Raw genomic sequence first — 22,635 nt, 5'->3', positions numbered from 1 at the left:
CCCCCCCCCCCCCCCCCCCCCCCCCCCCCCCCCCCCCCCCCCCCCCCCCCCCCCCCCCCCCCCCCCCCCCCCCCCCCCCCCCCCCCCCCCCCCCGGGGCCGTGCTGCGCCGAGATCACGTGATCTCGGCAGTGGGGCGGTGCGTCAGGGCGTGACGTCCTCGGCCTCGGTCAGCCAGTCGGCCAGCTCCTGCATGTACTCGGCCTGGGCGGCGTAGTCCATGCCGATGTACTTCCACGGGTAGGCCTGGTCGGCCTGGAGGGCCGGCAGCCGGGCGGCGGTCGGCTGGGTGGCCATCTCCTCGGGGGTCATCCCCCCGCGCAGCGAGTACAGGAGCACGTCGCTGGGGTAGTCGGGCACCTGCTCCCAGCCCACCGGCTTCCAGAAGTAGCCCTCCTCGCCCAGGTCGACGAAGTCGACGCCGAGGTCGGAGTAGAGGCGCAGGGCCGGGTCGTCCTCGGCCTTGCCCATCCACCAGCCCTCCGAGGGGGTGGCGTAGACCGGCAGGACGCTGAGGCCCTTCTCGCCGGCCTCGGTGAGCGCCGCCGCGGCCTCCTCGTACTCGGCGCGGGCCGACTCGATGGTGCCGGAGTCCGCGCCCAGGCTCTCGGCGAGGTCGGCCACCTCCTCCATGACGTCGGCGGCCGACCCGCGGTAGGCGATGGCGACGACGGGGGCGATCTGCTCGAGCTGCTCGAGCTGCTCGGGCGACTCGATGCCGTACGGCGGCGACGACGGGTCCAGCGTCCCCGCCGAGTCCACCGGGTAGACCGAGGTGATGATCAGGTCGGGGTCGGCCGCGGCCAGCTGCTCGAGGTCGATCTGCCCGTAGGTCTCGCCCACGATCTCGACGTCGGAGAGGTCGCGCCCCTCGAACGCGACGTCGTCGGCCGCGGAGGTCTGGCCGAAGGTGGCCACCGGCTCGACGCCGTAGTTCCACAGCGAGGCCATGACGTCGTTGAGGCCGGCGATCCGGGTCGGCGTCTCGTCCAGCTCGACGGTGTTGTCCAGGGCGTCGGTGTACTCCCAGGCCTCGCCGGAGGCGGTCGGCTCCGTACCGGCGCCCGCGTCGGTGTCCGTGTCCTCGGACCCGCAGGCGCTGAGGCCGACGGCCGTGCCCAGGGCCAGGAAGCCGCCGAGCAGGCGGCGAGAGGTGCGGTGCAAGGGGACTCCCTCGGGTGCGGGGATGCATGATCATCCCGATCGAGGGAAGGTTAGCCTGCCCTAAGTCCCGGAGGGAAGGCGGGTCACCGCAGGCGGCGCACCGGCACGACCATCGGCGTCCCCGTCACCGGGTCGGGGAGCACCCGGGCCTCGAGGTCGAACACCTCGGCGAGGAGGTGCTCGGTGAGCACCTCGTGCGGGGTGCCCGAGGCGACGAGCGCACCGTCCTTCATCGCCACCAGCCGCTGGGCGTACCGGGCGGCGAGGTTGAGGTCGTGCAGTACGACCACGACCGTCCGGCCCCGCTCGGCGTGCAGCCGGCCCACCAGGTCCAGGACGTCGATCTGGTGGGAGAGGTCGAGGTAGGTGGTGGGCTCGTCGAGCAGCAGCAGGTCGGTGCCCTGCGCCAGCGCCATCGAGATCCAGGCCCGCTGCCGCTGGCCGCCGGAGAGCGCGTCGACCGGGCGGTCGGCGAGCTCGGCCATGCCCGTCCAGGACAGCGCCTCGGCCACCAGGGCCTCGTCGTCGCGCGACCACTGGCGCAGCCACGTCTGGTGCGGGTGCCGCCCGCGGGCCACCAGGTCGCCGACGCTGAGCCCCTCGGGGGCCACCGGCGTCTGCGGCAGCAGGCCGAGCACCTTCGCCACCTCGCGGGTCGGCGTGCGGGCGATCGACCGGCCGTCCAGCAGCACCTGGCCCGACGCCGGGCGCAGCAGCCGGCCGAGCGCGCGCAGCAGCGTGGACTTGCCACAGCCGTTCGGACCCACGATCGCGGTGAAGGAGCCCTCGGTCAGCGCGAGGTCGAGCCCGTCCACGACGACCTGGTCGTCGTAGGCCAGCCGGAGCTCCTCCGCCGCCAGCCGCACGGGTGCCGGTGGGGCGGCGGGCTCCGCCCGGTGCAGGAGCTCGGTACCCGGGTGGATCGTCATGCTGTCGCTCGCCGCCTTCCACGGACCAGGAGCCAGAGCAGGTAGGGAGCGCCGATCGCGGCGGTGAGGATGCCGACCGGCAGGGCCTGGGGGAGCATCGTCCGGGTCACCAGGTCGGCGGCCACCACGAGCAGCGCGCCGAGCAGCCCCGAGGTCAGCAGCGGCGGGCGCGAGCCGCGGGTCAGCCGCACCGCGATCTGCGGCACGACCAGGGCCACGAACGTGATCGGCCCGGCGGCCGAGACCGCGAAGCCGACGAGGCCCACCGCGAGCAGCACGACCGCGGTCTGCGCCCCGGCCAGCCGCACGCCGAGCCCGCGCGCGGTGTCGTCGCCGAACTGCATGACCCCCAGCGCCCGGCCGGCGGCGAGCGCCGGCGGGAGCAGCACGGCGACGGCGACGGCGAGGGGCAGCGCGTCGTTCCAGGTGCGGGCGTTGAGCGAGCCGGTGATCCACACGTACGCCGACGCGGCGTCGTAGATCTCGGCGCGGGTGAGCAGCCAGTCGACCAGCGCGGCGCCGACCGACCACAGCGCGATGCCGATGAGGACCAGCCGGTACCCGTCGATCCCCGCCCGCCAGGCCAGCACGAACAGCAGCACGCCGGTGACCAGGCCGCCCAGCAGCGCGGCCAGGGGAACGCCGAGACCGCCCAGTACCTCGCCGGTGGAGGTGCCGCTGGTCAGCACGATGGCCGCCACCGCCCCCACCGAGGCGCCGCTGGTGATGCCCAGGGTGTCGGGGGAGGCGAGCGGGTTGCGGGCGAAGGTCTGGAAGAGCGCGCCGGAGACCCCGAGGGCCAGCCCGACCAGCGCGCCGACGACGACCCGCGGGGCGCGCAGCTGCAGGACGATGAACTCCTGCGTCTGCTCGCCCAGGCCGACCAGCGTCCGCAGCACCTCGCCGACGCCGATCGGGTAGTCGCCGCGCCCCATGCTCAGGGCCGAGACCAGCACCAGCGCGGCCAGCGCGGCCACCGGCACGACGACGTCGCGCCAGCGGACGATCGCCGAGACCGGGCCCACCCGCACGGGCGTGCCGCTGCGCAGCGGGGGGCGGGTGGTCGGCGCGGGCCGCGGGCGGGCCGGGGCGGTGGCGGTCACAGGGTGACCGTCCGGCGACGTCGCACGAGCGCGACGAAGAACGGCGCCCCGATGAGCGCCAGGACGATGCCGACCTGCAGCTCCCCCGGGCGGGCCACGACGCGGCCGATCACGTCGGCGGCCAGCAGCAGCGCGGCGCCCAGGAGGCCGGAGCAGGGGATCAGCCACCGGTGGTCGGGGCCGGTGAGCGCGCGGACGACGTGCGGCACGACCAGGCCGACGAAGGCGATCGGCCCGCAGGCGGCGGTCGCGGCGCCGGCCAGCAGGGTGATGGCGGCCAGGCCGATCGTCCGCGCCTGCCAGACGCGCTGGCCCAGGCCGCGGGCGACGTCCTCACCGAGCCCGAGCAGGTTCAGCGCCGGGGCGTTGGCCAGGGCGAGCACCACCCCGGCCGCGATGAACGGGCCCACCTGCCAGGCGATGTCGGCCCCGCGGCCGGCCAGCGAGCCGACCACCCAGAACCGGAAGCTGTCCAGGGTCTGCTCGTCGGTGACGACGACGGCGCGCACCAGGGCGAAGAACAGCGCCGACAGCGCGGCCCCCGCGAGCGCCAGGGTGACCGGTGTGGCCCCGCCGCGCCCGGCCGAGCCGATCGCGTAGACCAGGACCGTGCCGACCAGGGCGCCGGCGAAGGCGAACCAGACGTAGTCACCGGGCGTCCGGATGCCCAGCGCGGCGATGGCCAGCACGACGGCGAGGCTGGCGCCGGCGGTCACGCCGAGCAGCCCGGGGTCGCCCAGCGGGTTGCGGGTGTGTCCCTGCATCAGGGCCCCGGCCACGCCCAGCGCCGCACCGACCATGAGCCCCAGCACCGTGCGGGGGACCCGCAGCTGCCGGACGATCACCGCCTCCTCGGAACCCAGCGCCGAGTCGAGCAGCGACCGCCACACGTCGGCGAGGCCGATGGAGCGCGTGCCGACCGCGATGCTGGCCAGCGCGGCGGCGACGACCAGCACCAGCAGCAGGGCCAGCGTGCCCAGCCGTCGGCCGCGCGCCGGCGGTGCCGGAGGTCGTGCCGAGTCCCGGGCCGGGACGTCGACCGTGGTGGCCACGAGCAGCTCCCGGGACGGACGGCGTGGTCAGATAAGGCTTACCTTAGCTCGCTCGGTCGATCCCGCCACTCCCGCATGGGGCCGCGACAGCTCAGCGCTTCTGCCGGCGGCTCCCGCCGTGCCAGTCCTCCTGCCGGCCGATCTCGCCGGCCTGCACACCGAAGGCCGGCAGCTGGGGGCGCTCGCGCAGGCTGCGCTTCAGCTCGGCGAAGCCGGGGAACGAAGCGAGCCCCACGACGTGGTCCCACAGCGCGACGGCCTCGTCCTCGGCGGGCAGCCGGCTGATGACCGGCCCGAAGAACGCCACGCCCTCGGGGGGCCGGAAGTGCAGGATCGGCGTCCCGACGTCCTTGCCGGCGAGCCCGAGCGCCTCGTCGGTCTCCGCCTGGATCTGCGCGTCCCAGCTGTCGTCGTCCACGGCATCGGCGAGCGCCGTGGGCAGCCCCGCCTCGGCGAGCGCCGGCTCGGCGAACTCCCGGGTGCCGCGCCGCGCCTCGTCGCCCGGGCTAGCGGGCTGCTCGAAGACGCGTGCGCCGAGCGCCGCGTAGAGCGGGCCGACGGCCTCGGGGCCGTGCTCGGCGCGGGTGCGGGCGGCGACCCGCAGCAGGCGCAGGCCCGACGTGTGCCCGGCCTCGTACTCGGGCGGGAAGTGGCTGGCGTAGTCGACGTGGGCGTTGAGCAGCCGCAGCGAGATGAACCGCCACTCGACGGCGTACTCCCGCTGCGCGCTCACCTGCCGGACCCACTTGCTCGTCATCCAGGCGAACGGGCAGACCGGGTCGAACCAGAAGCGCAGATCGGCCATGGCGCGAACCTAGGCGCTCCCGCCCGACCGCGCCGCCCCAGTGCTGGGGCCGTGGCCCCAGCACCGTGCGGCCGGGGTCGCGACCACGAGCCTGGGGTGAGGGGCCGGCGTCAGACCGGCAGGACCGACTCGATGGCGGCCCGGACCTCGGGGGCGTCGGGCTCGGTGCGCGGCCGGAAGCGGGCCACCACCTCGCCCTGGCCGCTGAGCACCCACTTCTCGAAGTTCCAGGCGACGTCGCCGTCCTGCCCGTCCACGTCGGGCACGGCGGTGAGCTGCCGGAAGAGCGGGTGCGCGCCCGGGCCGTTCACCTCGGCCTTCTCCGTCAGCGGGAAGGTGACGCCGTAGGTGGCCGAGCAGAACTGCTCGATCTCCTCGGCGGTGCCGGGCTCCTGCCCCATGAACTGGTTGCAGGGCACGCCCACGACGGTGAAGCCGCGGTCGCGGTACTCCTCGTGCAGCGCCTCCAGCGCGGTGTACTGCGGGGTCAGGCCGCAGCGGCTGGCCACGTTGACGACCAGCGCCGGGCCGCCGGCGGTCAGCTCCCGCAGCGTCGTGGCGGCGCCCTGCAGCGTGGTCACGGGCGTGTCGAGGAGGTCGCTCATGCCCGGCCGCAGCGCCGCCGGCCGAGGGTTCATTCCAGGCCGGCCCCCACCGCGGCGCCTAGGGTGGCGGGTGTCCGGCACGAGGAGGTCCCGTGGAGTGGCTGCTGATCACGGCGGCGGTGCTGGTGGTGGTCGCCGCAACCCTCTACGTCCGGCGCGGGCCGCGGCAGGAGGAGTGGCGCGACGAGCTGCCCGACGGCCGCCTCGACCGCGACCGGACGGACGGCCCGGACGCGCGCGGCGCGGTCAACAAGCACAGCTGGATGCTGGGCGGTGGAGGGTCCGGGGGCTGAGCCCGGCGGTTCAGCCCAGACCGCTGGCGTCGTCCGGGACGTCGACGGCGTAGCGGCGCAACGCCTCCAGCGGCACGACCTCCAGGGCGCGGGCGTTGGTGGCGGCCAGCACGACCCCCGCCGCCGCACCCGCCTGGTAGGCCTGCAGCCAGCGGGTGGCGACCACGCACCAGCGATCGCCCGGCCGCAGCCCGGGGAAGCCGTATTCCGGGCGCGGGGTGCTGAGGTCGTTGCCCAGCTCCCGCTGCACCGCCAGGAACTCGGTGGAGACGACGGTGCAGACCGTGTGCCGGCCGAGGTCGTCGGGGCCGCTGCGGCAGTGCCCGTCGCGGTAGAAGCCGGTGACCGGGTCCGTGCCGCAGGGCTCCAGCGGCCCACCGAGGACGTTCCGCTCGCCGGCGGGGTCGGGCAGCACGGGCCCTCCTCGGGTGGGCGTGGTCGGCGGGCGTCCAGGATGGCATGGTGCGGGCGTGAGCGAGATCCCCGAGATCCTCTGGCGGCCCACCGCCGCGTCGATCGCCGGCACCCGGAGCGCCGCCTTCGCCGGCTGGGTGGCGCAGCGCCGCGGCCTCTCCTTCGGTGACCCGGTCGACTACGACGCCCTGTGGCGGTGGTCGATCGAGCACCTCGACCAGTTCTGGGGTGACCTCGCCCGCTGGACCGGCGTGCTCGACGTCCCCGATGACCAGGTGCTCACCTCCCGCGAGATGCCGGGCGCGGTCTGGTTCCCGGGGACGGCGGTCAACTACGCCGAGCAGGTGTTCCGCCAGGCCGCCGACGACCGGCCCGCGCTGATCGCCGTCGCGGAGGACACCGAGCCCGTCGAGATCCCGTGGGCCGAACTCCGTGGCCAGGTGGGGGCCTTCGCCGCCACGCTGCGCCGCCTCGGCGTCCGTCCCGGTGACCGGGTCGCCGGCTATCTGCCCAACGTCCCCGAGACGATCGTCGCCTTCCTCGGCGCGGCCGCGGTCGGGGCCGTCTGGTCGTCCTGCGCGCCCGACTTCGGCACCCGCGCCGTCCTCGACCGGTTCGCCCAGATCGAGCCCACCGTGCTGGTCGCCGTCGACGGGTACCGGTTCAACGGGCGAGCGCACGACCGGCGTGAGGTGGTGGCGCAGCTGCGCGAGGCGCTGCCCACGGTGCGGACGACGATCGCCGTCCCCCGGCTCTTCCCCGACGAGGTGCCCGACGGCGCCCTGCCCTGGGCCGACGCCGTCGCCGACCGGCAGGACCCGGCGTTCGAGCCGACGCCGTTCGACGCGCCGCTGTGGATCGTCTACTCGTCGGGCACGACCGGGCTCCCCAAGGGGATCGTGCACGGTCACGGCGGGGTGGTGCTGGAGCACCTCAAGTGGGGGCTGCTGCACCAGGACCTGGCGCCGGGCGCCCGCTTCTACTGGTACACCTCCACCGCCTGGATGATGTGGAACGTCGTCGCCTCCTCGCTGCTGTCGGGCGCCACGGCGGTGCTCCACGACGGGGCGCCCGCCTACCCGACCGTGGACGCGCAGTTCGCCCTCGCCGCGAAGGTCGGGATCACCCTGCTGGGCACCAGCCCCGGGTACCTGGGCGCCTGTCAGAAGGCCGGCGTCCGCCCCGGCGACGACCACGACCTCTCCGCGCTGCGCGTGCTCGGCTGCACCGGCTCCCCCCTGCCCGAGGCCTCCTACCGCTGGGTCTACGACGCCGTGGGCACGGACCTGCAGCTGGTCTCCGCGTCCGGTGGCACCGACGTCGCCACCGGTTTCATCGGGAGCTCACCGCTGCTCCCGGTCACGGTGGGCGAGCTGCAGCGGCCCATGCTGGGTGTGGCCGTGGAGTCGTGGAACGAGCAGGGCGAGCCGGTGGTCGGCGAGCTGGGGGAGCTGGTGGTCACCGAGCCGATGCCCTCGATGCCGCTGTACTTCTGGAACGACCCGGACGGCGCGCGGTACCGGGCGGCGTACTTCGAGCCGTGGCCCGGGGTGTGGCGGCACGGCGACTGGCTGGAGATCACCGAGCGCGGCACCTGCATCATCACCGGCCGGTCGGACTCCACGCTCAACCGCGGCGGGGTGCGCATGGGCACCGCGGACATCTACGCCGCCGTCGAGGCCTTCCCCGAGGTCGTCGACTGCGTCGTGCTCGGGGTCGAGCTGCCCGAGGGCGGCTACTGGATGCCGCTGTTCGTGCAGCTCGCCCCGGGGGAGGAGCTGACCGACGAGCTCGTGGGGCGGCTCCGGGAGGAGATCCGGACGACGGCCAGCCCGCGCCACGTGCCCGACGAGGTCATCGCCGTCCCCGGCGTGCCGCACACCCGCACCGGCAAGCGGCTGGAGGTGCCGCTCAAGCGGCTGTTCCAGGGCGTGGACCCGGCGAAGGCCGTGAACACCGGCACCGTCGACGACGCCGCGCTGGTCGAGCACTTCATCCGGCTGGCGAGGGACCGCACGCACTAGCCGCACCGACCGCCCGGCGGTCAGCGGGCGGTGCGCGCCAGCGTGGCGAAGAAGGCCCGGATGTCGCCGGCGAGGACGTCCGGCCGTTCGAGCGCCGCGTAGTGCCCCCCGCCCTCGAACTCGCTCCAGTGGACGATGGCGTCGTTGTCCCGCTCGGCGAAGGCGCGGATGCTCTTGAAGTCGTCGGAGAAGACCGCGACGCCGACGGGCGAGTGGTTGACGGCCGGCTCGCGCTGCGCGTGGGCCTCCTCGAAGTGGTACCGGCCGACGCTCGCCGAGGTGTTCGTGAGCCACTCGAGGGTGACCTCGGTGAGGATCTGCTCGGTGGTGACGAGGCTCGTGCCGTTGCCGAAGGACTGGAAGAGCTCGTTCCACGCGAGCTGCCCGACGGGGGAGTCCGACAACGCGGCGGCGACGGTCTGCGGGCGGGAGGCGTTGAGCGCGTTGTAGCCGCCGACCGACTGGAACCACTGCAGGTGCTCCAGCGCCGCGTGATCCTTCGGCTCGAGCTTCTCGAACTCGGCCGGGTCGCCCGAGGGGAACGAGAACAGCTGCAGGACGTGGGCGCCGAGGAAGCCCGCCGGCTCGAGCAGGCCGAGTTCGCGGGCGACCATCGCCCCGGTGTCGCTGCCGTGCGCGCCGTAGCTGTCGTAGCCGAGCCGTCGCATGAGGGAGTCGTAGGTGCGGGCGACGCGGGCCGTGGTCCAGCCGCGGTCCGTGACCGGGGTGCTGAAGGCGAACCCCGGCATCGAGGGCACCACCACGGAGAAGGCGTCCTCGGCCGCACCGCCGTGGGCGACCGGATCGGTCAGCGGGCGGATGAGCTCGAGGAAGTCGACGAAGGAGCCCGGGTAGCTGTGCAGCAGCAGCAACGGGGTGGCGCCGGCCTCCACCGACGGAACGTGCAGGAAGTGGATCGTCTGGCCGTCGATATCGGTGAGGAAGTGCGGGAACTCGTTCATCCGCGCCTCCGCCGCACGCCAGTCGTACGCGGTGCGCCACTGCTCGACGACGTCGACCAGGTAGCTGTTCGGGACGCCGTAGGTCCAGTCGTCGCCCGGGGCGGGTGCCGGGAAGCGGGTGCGCCCCAGCCGGGCGAGGAGGTCGTCGAGGTCGGCCTGCGGGATCTCGACCCGGAACGGCCGGATGCCGGTGGAGGAGGTGGTCGGAGTGTCCGTCGTGGAGGTCATGGGACGAACCTAGGAGGCCAACAGGAACGGTTCGTTCCTGTTGGTGCGAGGATTCTCCGGTGCTCGAGACGTCGGCCCGTCTGCTGGCCCTGCTCGCCCTGCTGCAGGCCCGGCCGGCCTGGTCGGGGCCGGAGCTCGCGGACCGTCTGGGGGTGACGACGCGGACCGTCCGCAACGACGTGGAGCGACTGCGCACCCTCGGCTATCCCGTGGAGGCCACCCGCGGCTCGCTGGGGAGCTACCGGCTGGGGGCCGGCGCATCGCTCCCGCCGCTGCTGCTCGACGACGACGAGGCCGTCGCCCTCGCGCTCGGCCTGCGGGCTGCGTCGGCGAGCGCGATCGAGCGCGTCGCGGAGACCAGCGCGCGGGCACTGGCGAAGCTCGAGCAGGTGCTGCCCGCACGCCTGCGCCGCCAGGTCAGCAGCCTGACGGCGGCCACCACCCAGATCGCCGACGACGCGGGCACACCCGAGGAGGATCCGCCGGTCGACCCGACCGTGCTCACCGCGGTGGCGGCGGCGATCCGGGACGTGGAGTGGCTGCGCTTCGAGCACGACGGCGTCCGCGTGCTCGTCGAGCCGTACCGGCTCGTCAGCTGGGAGCGCCGGTGGTACCTGCTGGGTCGCGAGCCGGAGAGCGGCCGCTGGCGGGTGTTCCGGGTCGACCGCCTGGCCCTCGGCCCCCGCACCGGCCGGCGGTTCACCCCGGAGCCCCTGCCCACCGAGGACCTGCGCGCCTACGTCATGCGGGCGGTGGCCTCGGAGGGGTGGGCCGTCCACGCCCGGATCACCGTGCTGGCGCCGGCCGCCGAGGTGCGTGCCCGCATCAACCCGGCCGTCGGCGTCGTCGAGCCGGTCGACGCGCGCACCAGCACGCTCGTGACGGGGGCGGACAGCTTCGAGACGATGGCCGTGTACATCTCGCTGCTCGACCTGGACTTCCGGGTGCTCGAGCCGCCGGAGCTCGTCGAGCGGCTGCGCGTTCTCGCGGCCCGCTACACCGCCGCCACGACGTGACCCACCCGTGAGGCTGCTCACCTCGCGGGTGACGACGGCGTGCCGGGGGAACAGGCAGCCGCCAAGGTGGAGTGATCACCGCCCTCGACGAGGAGGACGCGCCATGACCAGCACCGACGAGATCCGCGAGCCGCAGCCGCCGGTGCTGCTGCCGCCGTGGCACACCCCGGAGCGGGAGGCGCTGCAGGAGCAGGCGCGCCGGTTCGCGATGGAGGAGGTGCTGCCGGTCGCGAACGAGCTCGACCCGCAGAAGGGCGAGATCCCGGCGTCCCTGCTGGCGCGGCTGGCCGAGCTGGGCTACTTCGGCATCACCGTGCCCGCGGAGCAGGGCGGACTGGGCCTCGGCGTCTTCGAGTACTGCATGGTCAGCGAGGAGCTGGCCCGCGCCTGGATGTCGACGGCGAGCATCCTGGCCCGCTCCCAGGGTCTGGGGACGGCGGTCCTCGACGCCGACCGGCGGCACGAGCTGCTGGGCCGCAGCGCCCGGGGGGAGTGGATCGGCGCGATCGCGCTCTCGGAGCCCGACGCCGGCTCCGACCTCGCCGGCGTCTCCACCCGGGCGGTGCTCGACGGCGACGAGTGGGTCGTCACCGGCCGCAAGCGCTGGTGCGGCAACGCCAAGGCCGCCGACTTCATCCAGGTCCTGGTGCGCGAGCGCGACCCGGAGCCGGGGGAGTCGCGCTCGGCCGGGCTGATCAACCTGCTGCTGGAGAAGGAGCGCGGGGAGTTCCCCGAGGGCCTGTCCGGCTCCCCGATCGACAAGATCGGCTACCACGGCTTCCTAACCTGGGACCTCACCTTCGACGGCGTCCGGATCCCCCGGGAGAACGTGATCGACCAGGCGAAGGCCGCGCAGGAGGAGAGCGCCGAGGAGGGGGACGCCGCGAAGCAGGCGGGATTCGCCGAGGCGCAGAAGTTCCTCAACACCGCCCGCGTGCACACCGCGGCCCGGGCCGTGGGGCTGGCGCGCGCGGCGCTGGAGGACTGCATCCGCTACCTGCAGGAGCGCGAGCAGTTCGGCCACCCGATCGGCGACTTCCAGGCGCTGCGCTTCGCCGTCGCCGAGATGGCCGCGCAGATCGAGCAGTCGCGCGCCTTCTACCGCCAGGTCGCCCACCTGCTCGACCTGGGGCTGCCGGTGCACAAGGAGGCGTCGATGGTGAAGCTGGAGGCCACCGAGATGTCGGTGCGGGTGACCAACCAGGCCATGCAGCTGCACGGCGGGAACGGCTACACCACCGAGCGGCAGGTGGAGCGGCACTGGCGGGACGCCCGGCTGACCACGATCTTCGAGGGCACCAGCGAGATCCAGAAGCGGATCATCAGCGACCGGCTGCTCCCCCGCTCGCCGCTGGGCTGAGCCGGCCCCGCGACTGTGCGCTGATCGGGGTGATGAGCTGCCCGAGACCCCGATCAGCGCACAGCGGCGCTAGATCAGTCCAGCGCGATCGGCATCAGCATGCTGAGGTCGCCGGACCGGCCCGGTGCCCGCATGACCAGCGGCGCGATCGGCCCGTCGAGGTCGAGCACCAGCTGGCCGGCGTCCTCGGCGTCCAGGGCCTGGAGCAGGAACTCGCGGTTCACGCCCACCTCGACGTCGCCGAGGCTCAGCACGGTGGCGGCGTGCTCGGTGCCGTCCTCCGGGCTGCGCACCGTCCGGATCGGGGCGGCGGCCAGCTGCTCGCGGAACCGCGCGACGTCGACCTCGACCCGGGAGCTGCCCGACGCCCGCACGATCCGGCGGTAGTCGGGGAAGTCGGCGTCCACGCGGCGCCCGCGCACCGACCTGTCGCCGGCCGCGAGGACGACGTCCGCGCCGTCCACCGAGACGGTCAGGGGGCCGTCGTCGGGCGTCAGGGTCAGCAGCGCCTCGTCGACCAGCGCCACGGGGAGGACGGCGCTGACGGCCTGGCCCTCCACGGCGGCGTCGGCCAGGGTTCGCACGGCCAGGCGGTAGCGGTCGGTGGCCACCAGGCGGACGTCGTCGGCGTCGGCGTCGAGGAGCACGCCGGTGAGCGCCGGGAGTTCGGGGTCGCGGCCGACGGCGAAGCGCACGCCCCGCAGGGCGTCGAGGAAGGTCGCGGTCGTGCTGCGGATGCTGGTCATGAGGCTCTCCTGGGCCAGTAGGGATCGGGCGTGGAAGAGCTCGCGGCGGGCGTCGGCCAGCCCGTCCTCCAGGCGCCGCAGGTGCGCCTCGAGGACGACATCGGCGACGGCCGGGTCGTCCCGGTGCTCGACCACCCGGCGGATCTCGGCGAGCGGCATGGCCACCCGCCGCAGCCGGGCGACGAGCCGGGCGACGACGACCTGCTCGTCGCTGTACCAGCGGTAGCCGCTCCACGGGTCCACGCGGGCCGGCACGAGCACGCCGGCGCCGTCGTAGAACCGCAGGGCGCTCACCGTCAGGCCCGAGTCGCGCGCCATCCGGCCGATCCCCCGCATGCGTTCCTCCACGCCCCGGACCCTCGGGCCTCGACCGGGTCGAGGGTCAAGCATCGCCCGCCGGGCGGACGGACTCCAGCGACCGGCGGACGGCCCCGGCGATGTTTCCGGCGTCGAGCAGGTCGTCGTCGGTGGTGGCCCGGGCGCGGCGCAGCTCGGTGGTGAACTCGGCAAGCGCGGCATCGGCCCGGCGGACGGCCTCGGGGTCGGCCGTCGCGCCGCCGACCGAGCGGAGCACGTCCGCCAGGGCGGCCAGGGCCCGGGATGCCGGAGGTCGCAGCCGCGGCCCCAGCGGGACCGTCTCCAGATCGGCGAGCTCGGTCTCGGCGATCAGCTGGGTGAGGTCCTCGACGAGCAGCGTCAGGCGCTCGAGCGCCCGGGCCTGCCGGTACTGACGGTCGGCCGCCTCCCGGTACCGGGTCGCGCGGCGGTTGCCCCGGCGGGCCTCGTCGGTCAGGCGGACGGCGTCGCGCATGTGGGCCAGCAGCGGGTCGAGCGTGCGGATCCGGCCGCGCCACTCGTCCTGCGTGGGTGGGTGGTCCTGCCGCAACCCGTCGACCAGGTCGTCCAGCTGCCCGGCGAGGGCGTCCCGCAGGGTCGCGAGCGTCTGTTCCGCCGGTGCCAGGGGAAGCGGCGGGAAGGCGGCGGTCACGGCGAGGCCGACGAGCGCCCCCATGAAGGTGAGCCCGAGGTAGCCGAGCACGTACGCCGTCGTGTTCTCGTTGCCGAAGAGCAGGATGAACAACGCGGCCGTGGACAGCCAGCTGCTGGCGCTGCCCAGCCACTCCCACCCGGAGAGCACGACGCTGACGGCGATGACGACGGCGAGGGTGACCAGCCGCTGGCCGATCAGCACGTCGCCGACCAGGGCGACCCCGGCACCCAGCGCGATGGCGGCGACCGTCTGCACCGACGAGCGGACCGAGCCGGCCAGGGTGGACGCGGTGGTGGCGATGACCGCGCCGAGCGGGGCGTAGTACGGGTAGTCCGAGAGGGGGCCGGGGACCAGGAGGGCCAGCCACCAGGCGAGCGTGGCCGCGACGGCGGCTCGCATCGCGAGGCCGATCCGGGGGTGCCGGGCCCAGGTGCGGCGCGCCGCCCCCCACCAGGAGCGGCGGTGCCCGGACCCGTCGCCGGACCGGGAGCTGGAGTGCTGCATCACCGTCCCGTCCGTCGCCGGGAGGTCGTCCTCCCGGACCTGGCATTGCACCACGGCGGGCGGGGACGCGCTGCCGCGGCCGAGCTCGTGGTCAGCCCGTGGGCGCGGCCTCGTCGGCGTGCGCGACGTGGGCCAGCTCGCGCCAGATGAGCGCGAGGATCACCGCCGAGCCGACGAAGGCGAACCAGAACGGCCCGGTGATGCCCCACACCTTGGCGATGACGCCGCCGAGCGCCTGGCCGGCGACGATCCCGCCGAACACGCCGATGTAGTAGAGGCTGCCCACCCGGCCCTGCAGCTCCGTGGGCACCGCCCGCATGCGGATGGTCCGTGACGTCGTCCCCCAGACGAAGAGGTGCGCGCCGAAGACGAACAGGATCGTCGCCGCGACCCACGGGACCGTGGTCAGCGCCAGGCCCAGGTGCGTGAGGGTCTCGATGACCAGCCCGACGCGCATGAGCAGGGCGAGGTCGGCGCGCCGGGCCAGCCAGTCGTAGGACGCGGTGCCGAGCAGGCCCCCCACCGCCGTCACCGTGGTCAGCAGCCCGAACCCGATCGCGCCGAGCCCCAGCCGGTCGGTCGCGTAGAGCACCAGCACCGACCACGCGGCGCCGTAGGTGACGTTGAAGGTGACGATCGTGATCGTCAGCGTGCGCACCGGGCCGTTGCCCCACGTCCAGCGCAGCCCCTCGACGATCTCCCGGCCGACGTGCCGCCCGCCCGGCGCGCGGGGGAGCGGGGGCAGCGCCATGCGCACGAGCAGCAGCGCGCCGAGCGCCACGCACAGCCCCTGCACCAGGAACGGCCAGGCCGAGCCCGTCGCGAACAGCACCGCGCCCAGGGCAGGGCCGGCCATCTGGTTCATGGTCAGCGCACCGGCCATCATCCGGGCGTTGCCGACGCCGAGGTCGGCGCGGTCGACGACCATCGGCAGCAGCGTCCCGGAGGTCGTGTCGGCGAAGACCTCGGCGGTGCCCAGCAGGAACATCGCGGCGAGGACCACCGCGATGCCCGCTCGGCCGGTGACGAGGGCGAGTGTCAGCACGCCGAGGACGACGGCGCGCGCCACGTCGACGGCGATCACCAGCAGGCGGCGGTCCACCCGGTCGGCGAGCACCCCGGCGTAGAGGCCGAACAGCAGCCAGGGCAGCCGCTGCAGCAGGGCGGCGAGCGCGACGAGGAAGGGGTCGCTGGTCTGGGACGCCACCAGCAGCGGCCCGGCGGCCAGCGCGATGCCGTCGCCGAGGTTGGTCACCCAGGAGGAGCCGACCAGCCAGCGGAACGGCGTCCCCATGCGCGCCGGGAGCACTGCTTCGACGACCCGGCCCACGAGGTGAGGAGCTTAGGCGGGTGGGGTGGGGCGGGAGCCCGCCCGGTCAGCGGGCTGCAGCCTGCTCGGCGTTGTGCTCCAGGACGGCGTCGATCCAGAAGTGCAGGTCCTCGTCCGCGGCGAGGGCGGCCCCGTCGACGGCGATCCACCCCTCGCCCATCGACCGGCCGGCGCCCATCTCGGCCCGGTGGGCCCCGGCCACCTCGAGGCAATCGGCATCGCGGCCGCGGGAGACGCGCACCAGCAGGTCGCCGCCGCCGGCCGAGACGCAGGCCACCATCTTCTCGCCGACCATGAACGCGAGGCCGCCGAACATCTTCACCTCGCGGACGGCCTTCTCCGCGGGGAGCGCGTCGCGGACGCGGTCTGCCAGTGCGACGTCGTAGGCCATGCGCGGTCCTCTCCTCCGGGACGCCGGCAGCCTAGGGCCTGCGGTCATCGCTCGGACGGTCTGCGCTCCTCCCCGTCCCGGCGCCCGGACGGTTGCCCCAGCCGGACGCGCAGGACCGGTACGCCGTCGCCGTCGAGGTGGTCGAGCGCGGCCGGGCGGCCGGTCATCGCGAGCAGGAGCGCATCGGCGTTCCCGCGGACGGCGGGGCCGGTGCCGTGCGCCCAGTCGAGGTCGTCCGCCTCGAACCGCAGACCGTCCAGCGTGCCCTTGCGGACGAAGCCACCGTCGGCCACCAAGGTCAGGGACGTCCGCAGGCGCTCCTCGGGGACGTCGCGCGCGATGCCCAGCGGCCAGCGGATGTCCAGGCCGTGCACGAGGAGGTCGGTGAGGGGCGCCTCGGGGCCTGCCCCGGGCGGGGTGAACCGCGAGCCGGCCTTCCGGTGCAGCACCTCGACGAGCTCGCCGAAGGGCCGGCGCGCCTGCTCGCGGGTCACCCGGACGTTCGCCCGGTCGAAGTTCCCCCGGCACGCGAGCATCGCCAGCCCGAACTTCGGGGTGCTCACCTCCAGGGGCACGACCAGGTGCGCGACCACGTCGTGCACGGTCCACGCGCTGCAGAGGCTCGGCGTCGCCTGCTGCTCACCGGTCAGCCCCGACAGGAGGGCGGCCAGCTCGCGGCGCTCGCCGGCGATCTCCGCGAACGTGTCCACGCCGTCATCGTGCCAGCGGTGCGCCTGGCCCGGGGCCGGTTGCTGCCCGGGCCGCACGTCGGCCGCGCCACAGGAGCCACAGCGCCAGCAGGACCTCGCCGAGGAAGGTGAACTGCGCGACGGTCGGCCAGGACCCCGCCGAGAGCACCGCCCCGGCGCTGTCGAACGCGTAGCCCAGGCCGGCCACGACCAGGAGCACGCCCAGCCCCCGCGGTGCGGCGCGCCACCGGTGGGCCAGCACCCCGACGAGCACCAGATGGACGCCGAACAGCAGCAGGCCGGTGTTCCAGATGGCGTCGAACCGGTCGATCTCCGCTGCGCCGAGGACGGCATCGGTGGCGAGCAGGTTCGCCGCCGCCGCCAGGTGGCCGATCGCGACGAGGAACACGGCGGTGTACACCAGCCGGCAGACCGCGGCCAGCAGGGACAGCCGGGCGTCGACCGGCGCGAACACCTGGTGGAGCGCCCAGGCGACGACGACGTCGAGGACGGCCACCCCGATCAGGCACAGGATGCCGGCGCGGAACAGACCTTCGGCGGCGAGGACGTCGGTGGCGGTCCGCCCCGGATCGCCGGGCGTCACCAGACCCTCCACGGCGGCGCCGTAGCCGACGGCCGCCAGCGCCGCCATCAGCAGGAGTGCGGTGCCGGCGACGAGGCCCGCGCGGCGGTCCAGCTCCCGCCGCTCGACGTGCAGCTGCGCCGTCGTCACCGGCCGGCCTCCGATACCCGGAGGAAGTCGACGACGCCGAAGAGCCGGTGCATCCGCTGCTCACCGGGCGGGAAGAACCGGTTCCCCTCGTCTGCCGGAACCAGGCGCGGCCGCTGCACCGGCACCGACCGGCCCTCGTGCTCGACGGTGGCGCTGCCGGCCGCCAGCACGTTGCGCACCCAGTCGGCGCCCGGGCCGTAGGGCAGGGCGAACAGGAAGCCGTCGTCGGTCGGCACCGCGACGGCCGGCGTCCGGTAGGCGGCACCGCTCACCCGGCCGCGGTGGTGCACTACCGACGCGTACGCACCGGGCTGCCCGGCCGTCTCCAGCTGGCGGGGGTTCGTGACGTCGCGGTTGAACCTGCGGACGGCGCGTTGGACGGGCCCCCACTTCGCGCGGAAGGACTGCACGAACAGCGCGGTCAGCAGCAGGAGCAGCGCTGCGCCGATCCGGATGGCACCCATGGCATCTCCCTTACGGTGTAAGGATCCCTTACGCCGTAAGGTAGCGAGCCGGCGCGGACGTGTCCAGGCCGTCGGCCACCGACCTCAGCTGTGGCCGACGCGCCGGTCGAGCCCGTCGAGGAGGAGATCCAGGGCGAACTCGAACTCGGCCTGGTCGTCGCACCAGCCGAGGACCCCCTCGTCCTCGTGGACGGTGTCGGCGAGCATGCCGGCCAGGTGCGGGTACCGGTCGGCCAGCTGCTCGAGCATCGCCATCGCCTCCTGCCCACCGGTCTCCGGATCGGCCGGGGTGAACAGCTCGCGGGTGAAGCCCAGGGCCCGGGAACCGAGCGCGTGCATGGCGTGGTGGGCCAGGTCGTAGGAGAAGCCGCCCGCCCGCAGGATGCCGAGCAGCCCGTCGTAGTAGCCGACGATCTCGGCGTTCATGGCGGTCCGCGTCTCGATGACCGGCGGTGCCCAGGTGTGCCGCAGCAGTACCTGGCGGGCCGTGAGGACGCGGGCCCGCAGCGCCGCCCGCCAGTCCTCCGCCGGGTCCGGGCCGACGCCGTCCACGGCGGCGACGATCTCGCCGATCACCACCTCGACGACGCCGTCGAGGACGGCCTCCTTGTTGGCGACGTGGTGGTACAGCGACATGGCCTCGACCCCGAGCTCCTGGGCCAGCCGCCGCATGGTCAGCGCGGCGAGGCCCTCGCGGTCGGCGAGGTCGACGGCAGCCTGCAGCACCCGCCGGCGGGTCAGCGCCGAGCGGGCGGGAGCGTCGGTACGGGGTGCCATGGACCACCTGTCCGCGGGGGATCGACCCGTACACCGTAAGGAGCGCCGGGCGGTTGGTGGCTCACGGCAGGCGCAGGACGCGGGCCTCCCAGGGGCGCAGCTCGGCGGGGTCGTCGTCGGCCATGTTGCCCAGCACCAGCTCGGCGGCCGGCGCCTCGGGCAGCAGCTCGGCCAACCGGTACGGCGTCCGCGACAGGTTGCAGACGACGAGCAGCTCGACGCCGCCCAGCGAGCGGGTGAACGCGTACACCTCGTCGTGGTCGGGCAGCAGCATGGTGAAGTCGCCCAGGGCGACGACGTCGTCGGTGTGGCGCAGCGCGATGAGCCGCCGGTAGTGGGCGAGCACCGAGGTGTCGTCGTCCCGCTGTGCCGCCACGTTCCACTCCACGTGGTCGGGGTTCACCGCCAGCCACGGCGTCCCGGTGGTGAAGCCGGCGTGCGGCGAGGCGTCCCACTGCACCGGCGTGCGGGCGTTGTCCCGGCTCATGCACCGCAGCGCGGCCAGCACCTCCGCCGGGTCGTGGCCGGCGGAGACGGCGTGCACGTGGTGGTTGAGCGACTCGACGTCGGCGAACTCCTCCAGCGAGGTGAACGGGTAGTTCGCCATCCCGATCTCCTGGCCCTGGTAGACGTACGGCGTCCCCCGGTGCAGGTGCAGCAGGGTGGCGAGGCAGGTCGCCGAGTCGCGGCGGTACTGCGGTGAGTCGTCGCCGAACCGGGACACCGCCCGCGGCTGGTCGTGGTTGTCCCAGTAGAGGGAGTTCCACCCCACCTCGGCCAGGCCGGCCTGCCAGCGGCCGAACGAGGCCTTGAGGTCGCGCATCCGCAGCGGGTGGACGTCCCACTTCGACGTCCCGTGGTCCAGCCCCACGTGCTCGAACTGGAAGACCATGTCCACCTCGCCGCGGGCCGGGTCGGTGAACAGCCGGGCCTGCTCGACGGTCACGCCGGGCATCTCGCCGACGGTCAGCAGCTTCTCGGAGCGCCCGGCGAATACCTCCCGGTGCATCTCCTGCAGGAACTCGTGGATCCGCGGCCCGCACAGGTAGGACGCCGAGCCGTCACCCAGCGACGAGCCGGGCAGCGGGGGCCCGTCGTGCAGCTCGCCGGCCGGTCCGACGTCCTTGCTGATCATGTTGATGACGTCCATGCGGAAGCCGTCGACCCCGCGGTCGAGCCACCACCGCATCATCTCGTACACCGCCTGCCGGACCTCCGGGTCCTCCCAGTTGAGGTCGGGCTGCCGGCGGTCGAACAGGTGCAGGTAGTACTCGTCGCTGGCCTCGTCGAGCTCCCAGGTCGGGCCGGAGAAGAACGACTGCCAGTTCGTCGGCTCCGCGCCCGGGGCGCCCGGTGCCATGCCGCGCCGCGGCGGCCGCCACCAGTACCAGTCGCGCTTGGGCGAGTCCTTCGACGAGCGGGACTCGACGAACCACGGGTGCTGGTCGCTGGTGTGGTTGACCACCAGGTCCATCACCAGCTTGATGCCGCGGGCGTGGAGTGCCTCGATCAGCTCGTCGAGCTGCTCCAGGGTGCCGAAGAGCGGATCGATGTCCTGGTAGTCGCTGATGTCGTAGCCGTTGTCGGCCTGCGGCGAGGGGTAGACCGGCGAGAGCCACAGGACGTCGACGCCGAGGTCGGCCAGGTGGTCGACGTGCAGAAGGATCCCGCCGAGGTCGCCGATGCCATCGCCGTCGGAGTCGGCGAACGAGCGCGGGTAGACCTGGTAGACGACGGCACGGGTCCACCACGGGGGCTGCTCGACGGGCATGTGCCCAGCCCAGCACGCCGGGCGGCCCGCCGCACGGTCAGGGTGCCGGGAACCCGTGGTGCACGGCCTCCACGTTGTTGCCGTCGGGATCCCGAAAGAAGACGCCGTAGTAGCCCGGGTGGTACTCGGGCCACTCCCGCGGCTCGTGCAGGATCTCCGCGCCCGCCGCCCGCGCCGCGGCGAACACCTCGTCGACGGCCGCGCGCGAGGGTGCCGCCAGCGCCAGGTGCACCGGGCGGTGGCCGGTGTCCTCGGCGGGGCTCGTCCACAGCTGCGGCTGCCCGTCGGGCCCCGCCAGGCCGATCACCGGCCCGTGCGGGGTGTCGATGCGCATCGCCTCGCGGACGCCGCAGGTCGCGAAGACGCGCTGGTAGAAGGAGGCCGCCGCCTCGGCGTCGGCGCACTGCAGGCCCAGGTGGTCGATCATGCCCGCCGACCGTAGCGGCGCGGGCGCCCCTCGGGCACCGGTCCATCGCGCCGGCCGGAAACCGGGTGGGGATCTGTCGCACCCGTCGTCCAGGATGGGCCCCGACCCCGGGAGGTGACCTGTGACGCTGCCGCGCGCCCTGGCGCCGCTCCGGCACACCTCCTACCGGTTGCTGGCGGCTGCGATGGCGCTGTCGCTGCTCACCCAGGGGCTGTGGGCGATCGCCATGGTCTGGCAGGTCCTCGGCCTCGACGGTGGCCCGGGGGCGTTGTCCCTGGTCGCTGCGCTCAGCTCCGGCGGCATGCTGGTGACGACGCTGCTCGGCGGAGCGCTGGCCGACCGGGTACCCCAGCGGCGGCTGCTGCTGGTCGTCGCGCTGCTGCAGGGCGGCGCGGTCTCCGTGGCGGCCGCGCTGTCGCTCACCGGCGTGCTCGAGCTGTGGCAGCTCGCGCTGGTCTCGCTCGTCGACGGCGTCGCCCTGGGGATGTTCTACCCCGCCTACTCGGCGCTGGTGCCCGCCCTCGTACCCGCGGAGGACCTGCTCGCGGTCAACGGGCTGGAGGGCGCGGTCCGCCCCGTGCTGGGCCAGGCGGCCGGGCCCGCGGCGGCCGGCTTCCTCGTCGCCGCGTGGTCCCCGGGCGCGGCGCTGGCGGTCACCGCCGCGACCGCCTTCCTCGCCGCCGCCTTCCTGTGGGCCCTGCCCAGCACCCCGGTGCGCCGCCCGCCGGCGGGCGACGGCGACCCGCCGCCCGGCCTGCTCGCCGACGTCCGCGAGGGCGTGCGCTACATGGTCGCCACCCCGTGGCTGCTCGCGACGCTGCTGTTCGCCGCCTTCATGCTGCTGGCCTTCATCGGCCCGTTCGAGGTGCTCGTCCCGTTCGCCATCGCCGACGCCGGCGGCGGGGCCCGCCAGCACGCCTGGGTGCTGGTCGCCTTCGGCTTCGGCGGGGCGCTGGGCTCGCTGCTGGTCGCCTCGTGGCGGCTGCCGCGCCGCTACCTCACGGTGATGACCCTGCTGTGGGGGCTGGGCTGCATCCCGCTGGTCGCGTTCGGCTTCACCACCGACCTCGTCGTCATGCTCGCGGCGGCGGCCGTGGTCGGCGGCACCTCGCAGGCCGGCATGGTCATCTGGGGCACGCTGCTGCAGCGCCGGGTGCCGGGCGAGCTGCTGGGGCGGGTCTCCAGCCTCGACTTCTTCGTCTCGCTGAGCCTCATGCCGCTGTCCATGGCGCTCGCGGCGCCGCTGGCCGAGCTGGTCGGGCGCTCCGGTGCCTTCCTGGTGGCCGGTCTCGCCCCGCCGGTGTTCGCCGTCGTCGCCATCTGGGCCGCGCGCCTCCCCGCCGACGAGATCGCCCACCCCCTCGACGTCGGCGCCCCGACGGCCGCGGAGGAGCCGCCCGGCCCGGCCGCTGCTTGGATGGGGGGTGACGACGCCGGGACAGCCCCGGCGCGGGAGGGAGAACCGTGGCCGAGCTGACCCGACCGGACGTCGAGCCGCCCACCGGGCCGGCGCCCGACGACCTGGTGATCGAGGACCTCGTCGTCGGCGACGGCCCCGAGGCCAAGGCCGGCGACCTGGTGAGCTGCCACTACGTCGGCGTCACCCACGAGGGTGGCGAGCAGTTCGACGCCTCCTGGGACCGGGGCGACCCGCTGGAGTTCCGCGTGGGCGTCGGCATGGTCATCCAGGGCTGGGACGAGGGCATCGTCGGCATGAAGGTCGGCGGCCGCCGCCGGCTCACCATCCCGCCGCACAAGGCCTACGGCGACCGCGGCGCCGGCGGCGTGATCAAGCCCGGCGCCACGCTGGTCTTCGTGGTGGACCTGGTCGGGGTGCGCCCCTTCACCGGCGGCTGAC

24 protein-coding genes are annotated in these 22,635 nt (G+C 74.5%); 6 read left to right on the top strand and 18 right to left on the bottom strand.

Annotated features, from left to right (window positions below; translation table 11 throughout):
* Positions 1-143: 143 nt before the first annotated feature.
* The 6 genes from ACI799_RS13105 to ACI799_RS13080 form a co-directional block, all read right to left on the bottom strand.
* On the bottom strand, positions 144-1,163 hold the full coding sequence (locus ACI799_RS13105; RefSeq protein WP_456590045.1) for an ABC transporter substrate-binding protein: 1,020 nt from the start codon (positions 1,161-1,163) through the stop codon (positions 144-146).
* A gap of 83 nt (positions 1,164-1,246) precedes the next feature.
* Entirely contained in the window at positions 1,247-2,092 is an 846-nt protein-coding gene (locus tag ACI799_RS13100) for an ABC transporter ATP-binding protein (protein ID WP_456590046.1), read from the bottom strand.
* The gene (locus ACI799_RS13095) at positions 2,089-3,195 is read right to left on the bottom strand and encodes a FecCD family ABC transporter permease (protein ID WP_456590047.1); all 1,107 of its coding nucleotides are present in this window, start codon (positions 3,193-3,195) and stop codon (positions 2,089-2,091) included. The genes ACI799_RS13100 and ACI799_RS13095 overlap by 4 nt, the downstream gene beginning before the upstream one ends.
* Complete coding sequence (locus ACI799_RS13090) at positions 3,192-4,247, bottom strand: FecCD family ABC transporter permease (protein ID WP_456590048.1); 1,056 nt, start codon at positions 4,245-4,247, stop codon at positions 3,192-3,194. The genes ACI799_RS13095 and ACI799_RS13090 overlap by 4 nt, the downstream gene beginning before the upstream one ends.
* Positions 4,248-4,338: 91 nt before the next feature.
* Complete coding sequence (locus ACI799_RS13085; protein ID WP_456590049.1) at positions 4,339-5,052, bottom strand: mycothiol-dependent nitroreductase Rv2466c family protein; 714 nt, start codon at positions 5,050-5,052, stop codon at positions 4,339-4,341.
* Between the two features lie 110 nt (positions 5,053-5,162).
* The gene (locus ACI799_RS13080) at positions 5,163-5,657 is read right to left on the bottom strand and encodes a glutathione peroxidase (protein ID WP_456590050.1); all 495 of its coding nucleotides are present in this window, start codon (positions 5,655-5,657) and stop codon (positions 5,163-5,165) included.
* Between the two features lie 92 nt (positions 5,658-5,749).
* Between ACI799_RS13080 and ACI799_RS13075 the strand changes: the two genes are divergently transcribed.
* Positions 5,750-5,950 carry a hypothetical protein gene (locus ACI799_RS13075; protein WP_456590051.1) on the top strand — a complete coding sequence of 67 codons (201 nt, stop codon included), beginning with the start codon at positions 5,750-5,752 and terminating at the stop codon, positions 5,948-5,950.
* Positions 5,951-5,960: 10 nt separating this feature from the next.
* Here the strand turns inward: ACI799_RS13075 and ACI799_RS13070 are convergent, their stop codons facing one another.
* On the bottom strand, positions 5,961-6,365 hold the full coding sequence (locus ACI799_RS13070) for a DUF2237 family protein (protein WP_456597769.1): 405 nt from the start codon (positions 6,363-6,365) through the stop codon (positions 5,961-5,963).
* 55 nt (positions 6,366-6,420) lie between these two features.
* On the opposite strand from ACI799_RS13070, the gene ACI799_RS13065 reads away from it, so the two are divergent.
* The gene (locus ACI799_RS13065) at positions 6,421-8,388 is read left to right on the top strand and encodes an acetoacetate--CoA ligase (RefSeq protein ID WP_456613245.1); all 1,968 of its coding nucleotides are present in this window, start codon (positions 6,421-6,423) and stop codon (positions 8,386-8,388) included.
* A gap of 20 nt (positions 8,389-8,408) precedes the next feature.
* Here ACI799_RS13065 and ACI799_RS13060 read toward each other — a convergent pair whose 3' ends face one another.
* Positions 8,409-9,578 (bottom strand): epoxide hydrolase family protein, encoded by a 1,170-nt coding sequence (locus ACI799_RS13060; RefSeq protein WP_456599996.1) that lies wholly within the window; start codon positions 9,576-9,578, stop codon positions 8,409-8,411.
* A gap of 59 nt (positions 9,579-9,637) precedes the next feature.
* On the opposite strand from ACI799_RS13060, the gene ACI799_RS13055 reads away from it, so the two are divergent.
* Positions 9,638-10,594: a helix-turn-helix transcriptional regulator gene (locus tag ACI799_RS13055; protein ID WP_456613244.1), complete on the top strand. Its 957-nt coding sequence runs from the start codon at positions 9,638-9,640 to the stop codon at positions 10,592-10,594.
* A 103-nt stretch (positions 10,595-10,697) separates the two neighbouring features.
* Complete coding sequence (locus ACI799_RS13050; protein WP_456590056.1) at positions 10,698-11,954, top strand: acyl-CoA dehydrogenase family protein; 1,257 nt, start codon at positions 10,698-10,700, stop codon at positions 11,952-11,954.
* A 74-nt stretch (positions 11,955-12,028) separates the two neighbouring features.
* Here ACI799_RS13050 and ACI799_RS13045 read toward each other — a convergent pair whose 3' ends face one another.
* From ACI799_RS13045 to ACI799_RS13000, 10 genes are all read right to left on the bottom strand, one after another.
* Entirely contained in the window at positions 12,029-13,048 is a 1,020-nt protein-coding gene (locus tag ACI799_RS13045) for a DNA polymerase III subunit beta family protein (RefSeq protein ID WP_456613243.1), read from the bottom strand.
* A gap of 34 nt (positions 13,049-13,082) precedes the next feature.
* On the bottom strand, positions 13,083-14,195 hold the full coding sequence (locus ACI799_RS13040; protein WP_456613242.1) for an FUSC family protein: 1,113 nt from the start codon (positions 14,193-14,195) through the stop codon (positions 13,083-13,085).
* Positions 14,196-14,286: 91 nt separating this feature from the next.
* Positions 14,287-15,525 (bottom strand): MFS transporter, encoded by a 1,239-nt coding sequence (locus ACI799_RS13035; RefSeq protein WP_456613241.1) that lies wholly within the window; start codon positions 15,523-15,525, stop codon positions 14,287-14,289.
* A 46-nt stretch (positions 15,526-15,571) separates the two neighbouring features.
* The gene (locus ACI799_RS13030; protein WP_456590060.1) at positions 15,572-15,916 is read right to left on the bottom strand and encodes a TfoX/Sxy family protein; all 345 of its coding nucleotides are present in this window, start codon (positions 15,914-15,916) and stop codon (positions 15,572-15,574) included.
* Between the two features lie 44 nt (positions 15,917-15,960).
* Positions 15,961-16,626, bottom strand: a complete 666-nt coding sequence (locus tag ACI799_RS13025) for a maleylpyruvate isomerase family mycothiol-dependent enzyme (protein WP_456613240.1) — start codon at positions 16,624-16,626, stop codon at positions 15,961-15,963.
* Between the two features lie 4 nt (positions 16,627-16,630).
* The gene (locus ACI799_RS13020) at positions 16,631-17,338 is read right to left on the bottom strand and encodes a DUF4386 domain-containing protein (RefSeq protein ID WP_456599991.1); all 708 of its coding nucleotides are present in this window, start codon (positions 17,336-17,338) and stop codon (positions 16,631-16,633) included.
* Complete coding sequence (locus ACI799_RS13015) at positions 17,335-17,802, bottom strand: nitroreductase family deazaflavin-dependent oxidoreductase (RefSeq protein WP_456599990.1); 468 nt, start codon at positions 17,800-17,802, stop codon at positions 17,335-17,337. The genes ACI799_RS13020 and ACI799_RS13015 overlap by 4 nt, the downstream gene beginning before the upstream one ends.
* A gap of 84 nt (positions 17,803-17,886) precedes the next feature.
* Positions 17,887-18,579 carry a TetR/AcrR family transcriptional regulator C-terminal domain-containing protein gene (locus tag ACI799_RS13010; RefSeq protein WP_456599989.1) on the bottom strand — a complete coding sequence of 231 codons (693 nt, stop codon included), beginning with the start codon at positions 18,577-18,579 and terminating at the stop codon, positions 17,887-17,889.
* Between the two features lie 61 nt (positions 18,580-18,640).
* Positions 18,641-20,350 carry a glycoside hydrolase family 13 protein gene (locus ACI799_RS13005; RefSeq protein WP_456613239.1) on the bottom strand — a complete coding sequence of 570 codons (1,710 nt, stop codon included), beginning with the start codon at positions 20,348-20,350 and terminating at the stop codon, positions 18,641-18,643.
* Between the two features lie 37 nt (positions 20,351-20,387).
* Positions 20,388-20,777 carry a VOC family protein gene (locus ACI799_RS13000; protein WP_456590066.1) on the bottom strand — a complete coding sequence of 130 codons (390 nt, stop codon included), beginning with the start codon at positions 20,775-20,777 and terminating at the stop codon, positions 20,388-20,390.
* Positions 20,778-20,898: 121 nt separating this feature from the next.
* Between ACI799_RS13000 and ACI799_RS12995 the strand changes: the two genes are divergently transcribed.
* Together ACI799_RS12995 and ACI799_RS12990 are read left to right on the top strand one after the other, a co-directional pair.
* Positions 20,899-22,254, top strand: coding sequence for an MFS transporter (locus tag ACI799_RS12995; protein ID WP_456599988.1), 1,356 nt, complete (start codon positions 20,899-20,901; stop codon positions 22,252-22,254).
* Positions 22,242-22,634 (top strand): FKBP-type peptidyl-prolyl cis-trans isomerase, encoded by a 393-nt coding sequence (locus ACI799_RS12990; RefSeq protein ID WP_456613238.1) that lies wholly within the window; start codon positions 22,242-22,244, stop codon positions 22,632-22,634. The genes ACI799_RS12995 and ACI799_RS12990 overlap by 13 nt, the downstream gene beginning before the upstream one ends.
* The last annotated feature ends 1 nt before the right edge of the window (position 22,635 follow it).

The sequence above is a fragment of the Blastococcus sp. SYSU DS0753 genome (assembly GCF_054051175.1).
Note: the sequence above shows the minus strand (reverse complement) of the source record. Positions and strands in the feature narration are given on the sequence as shown.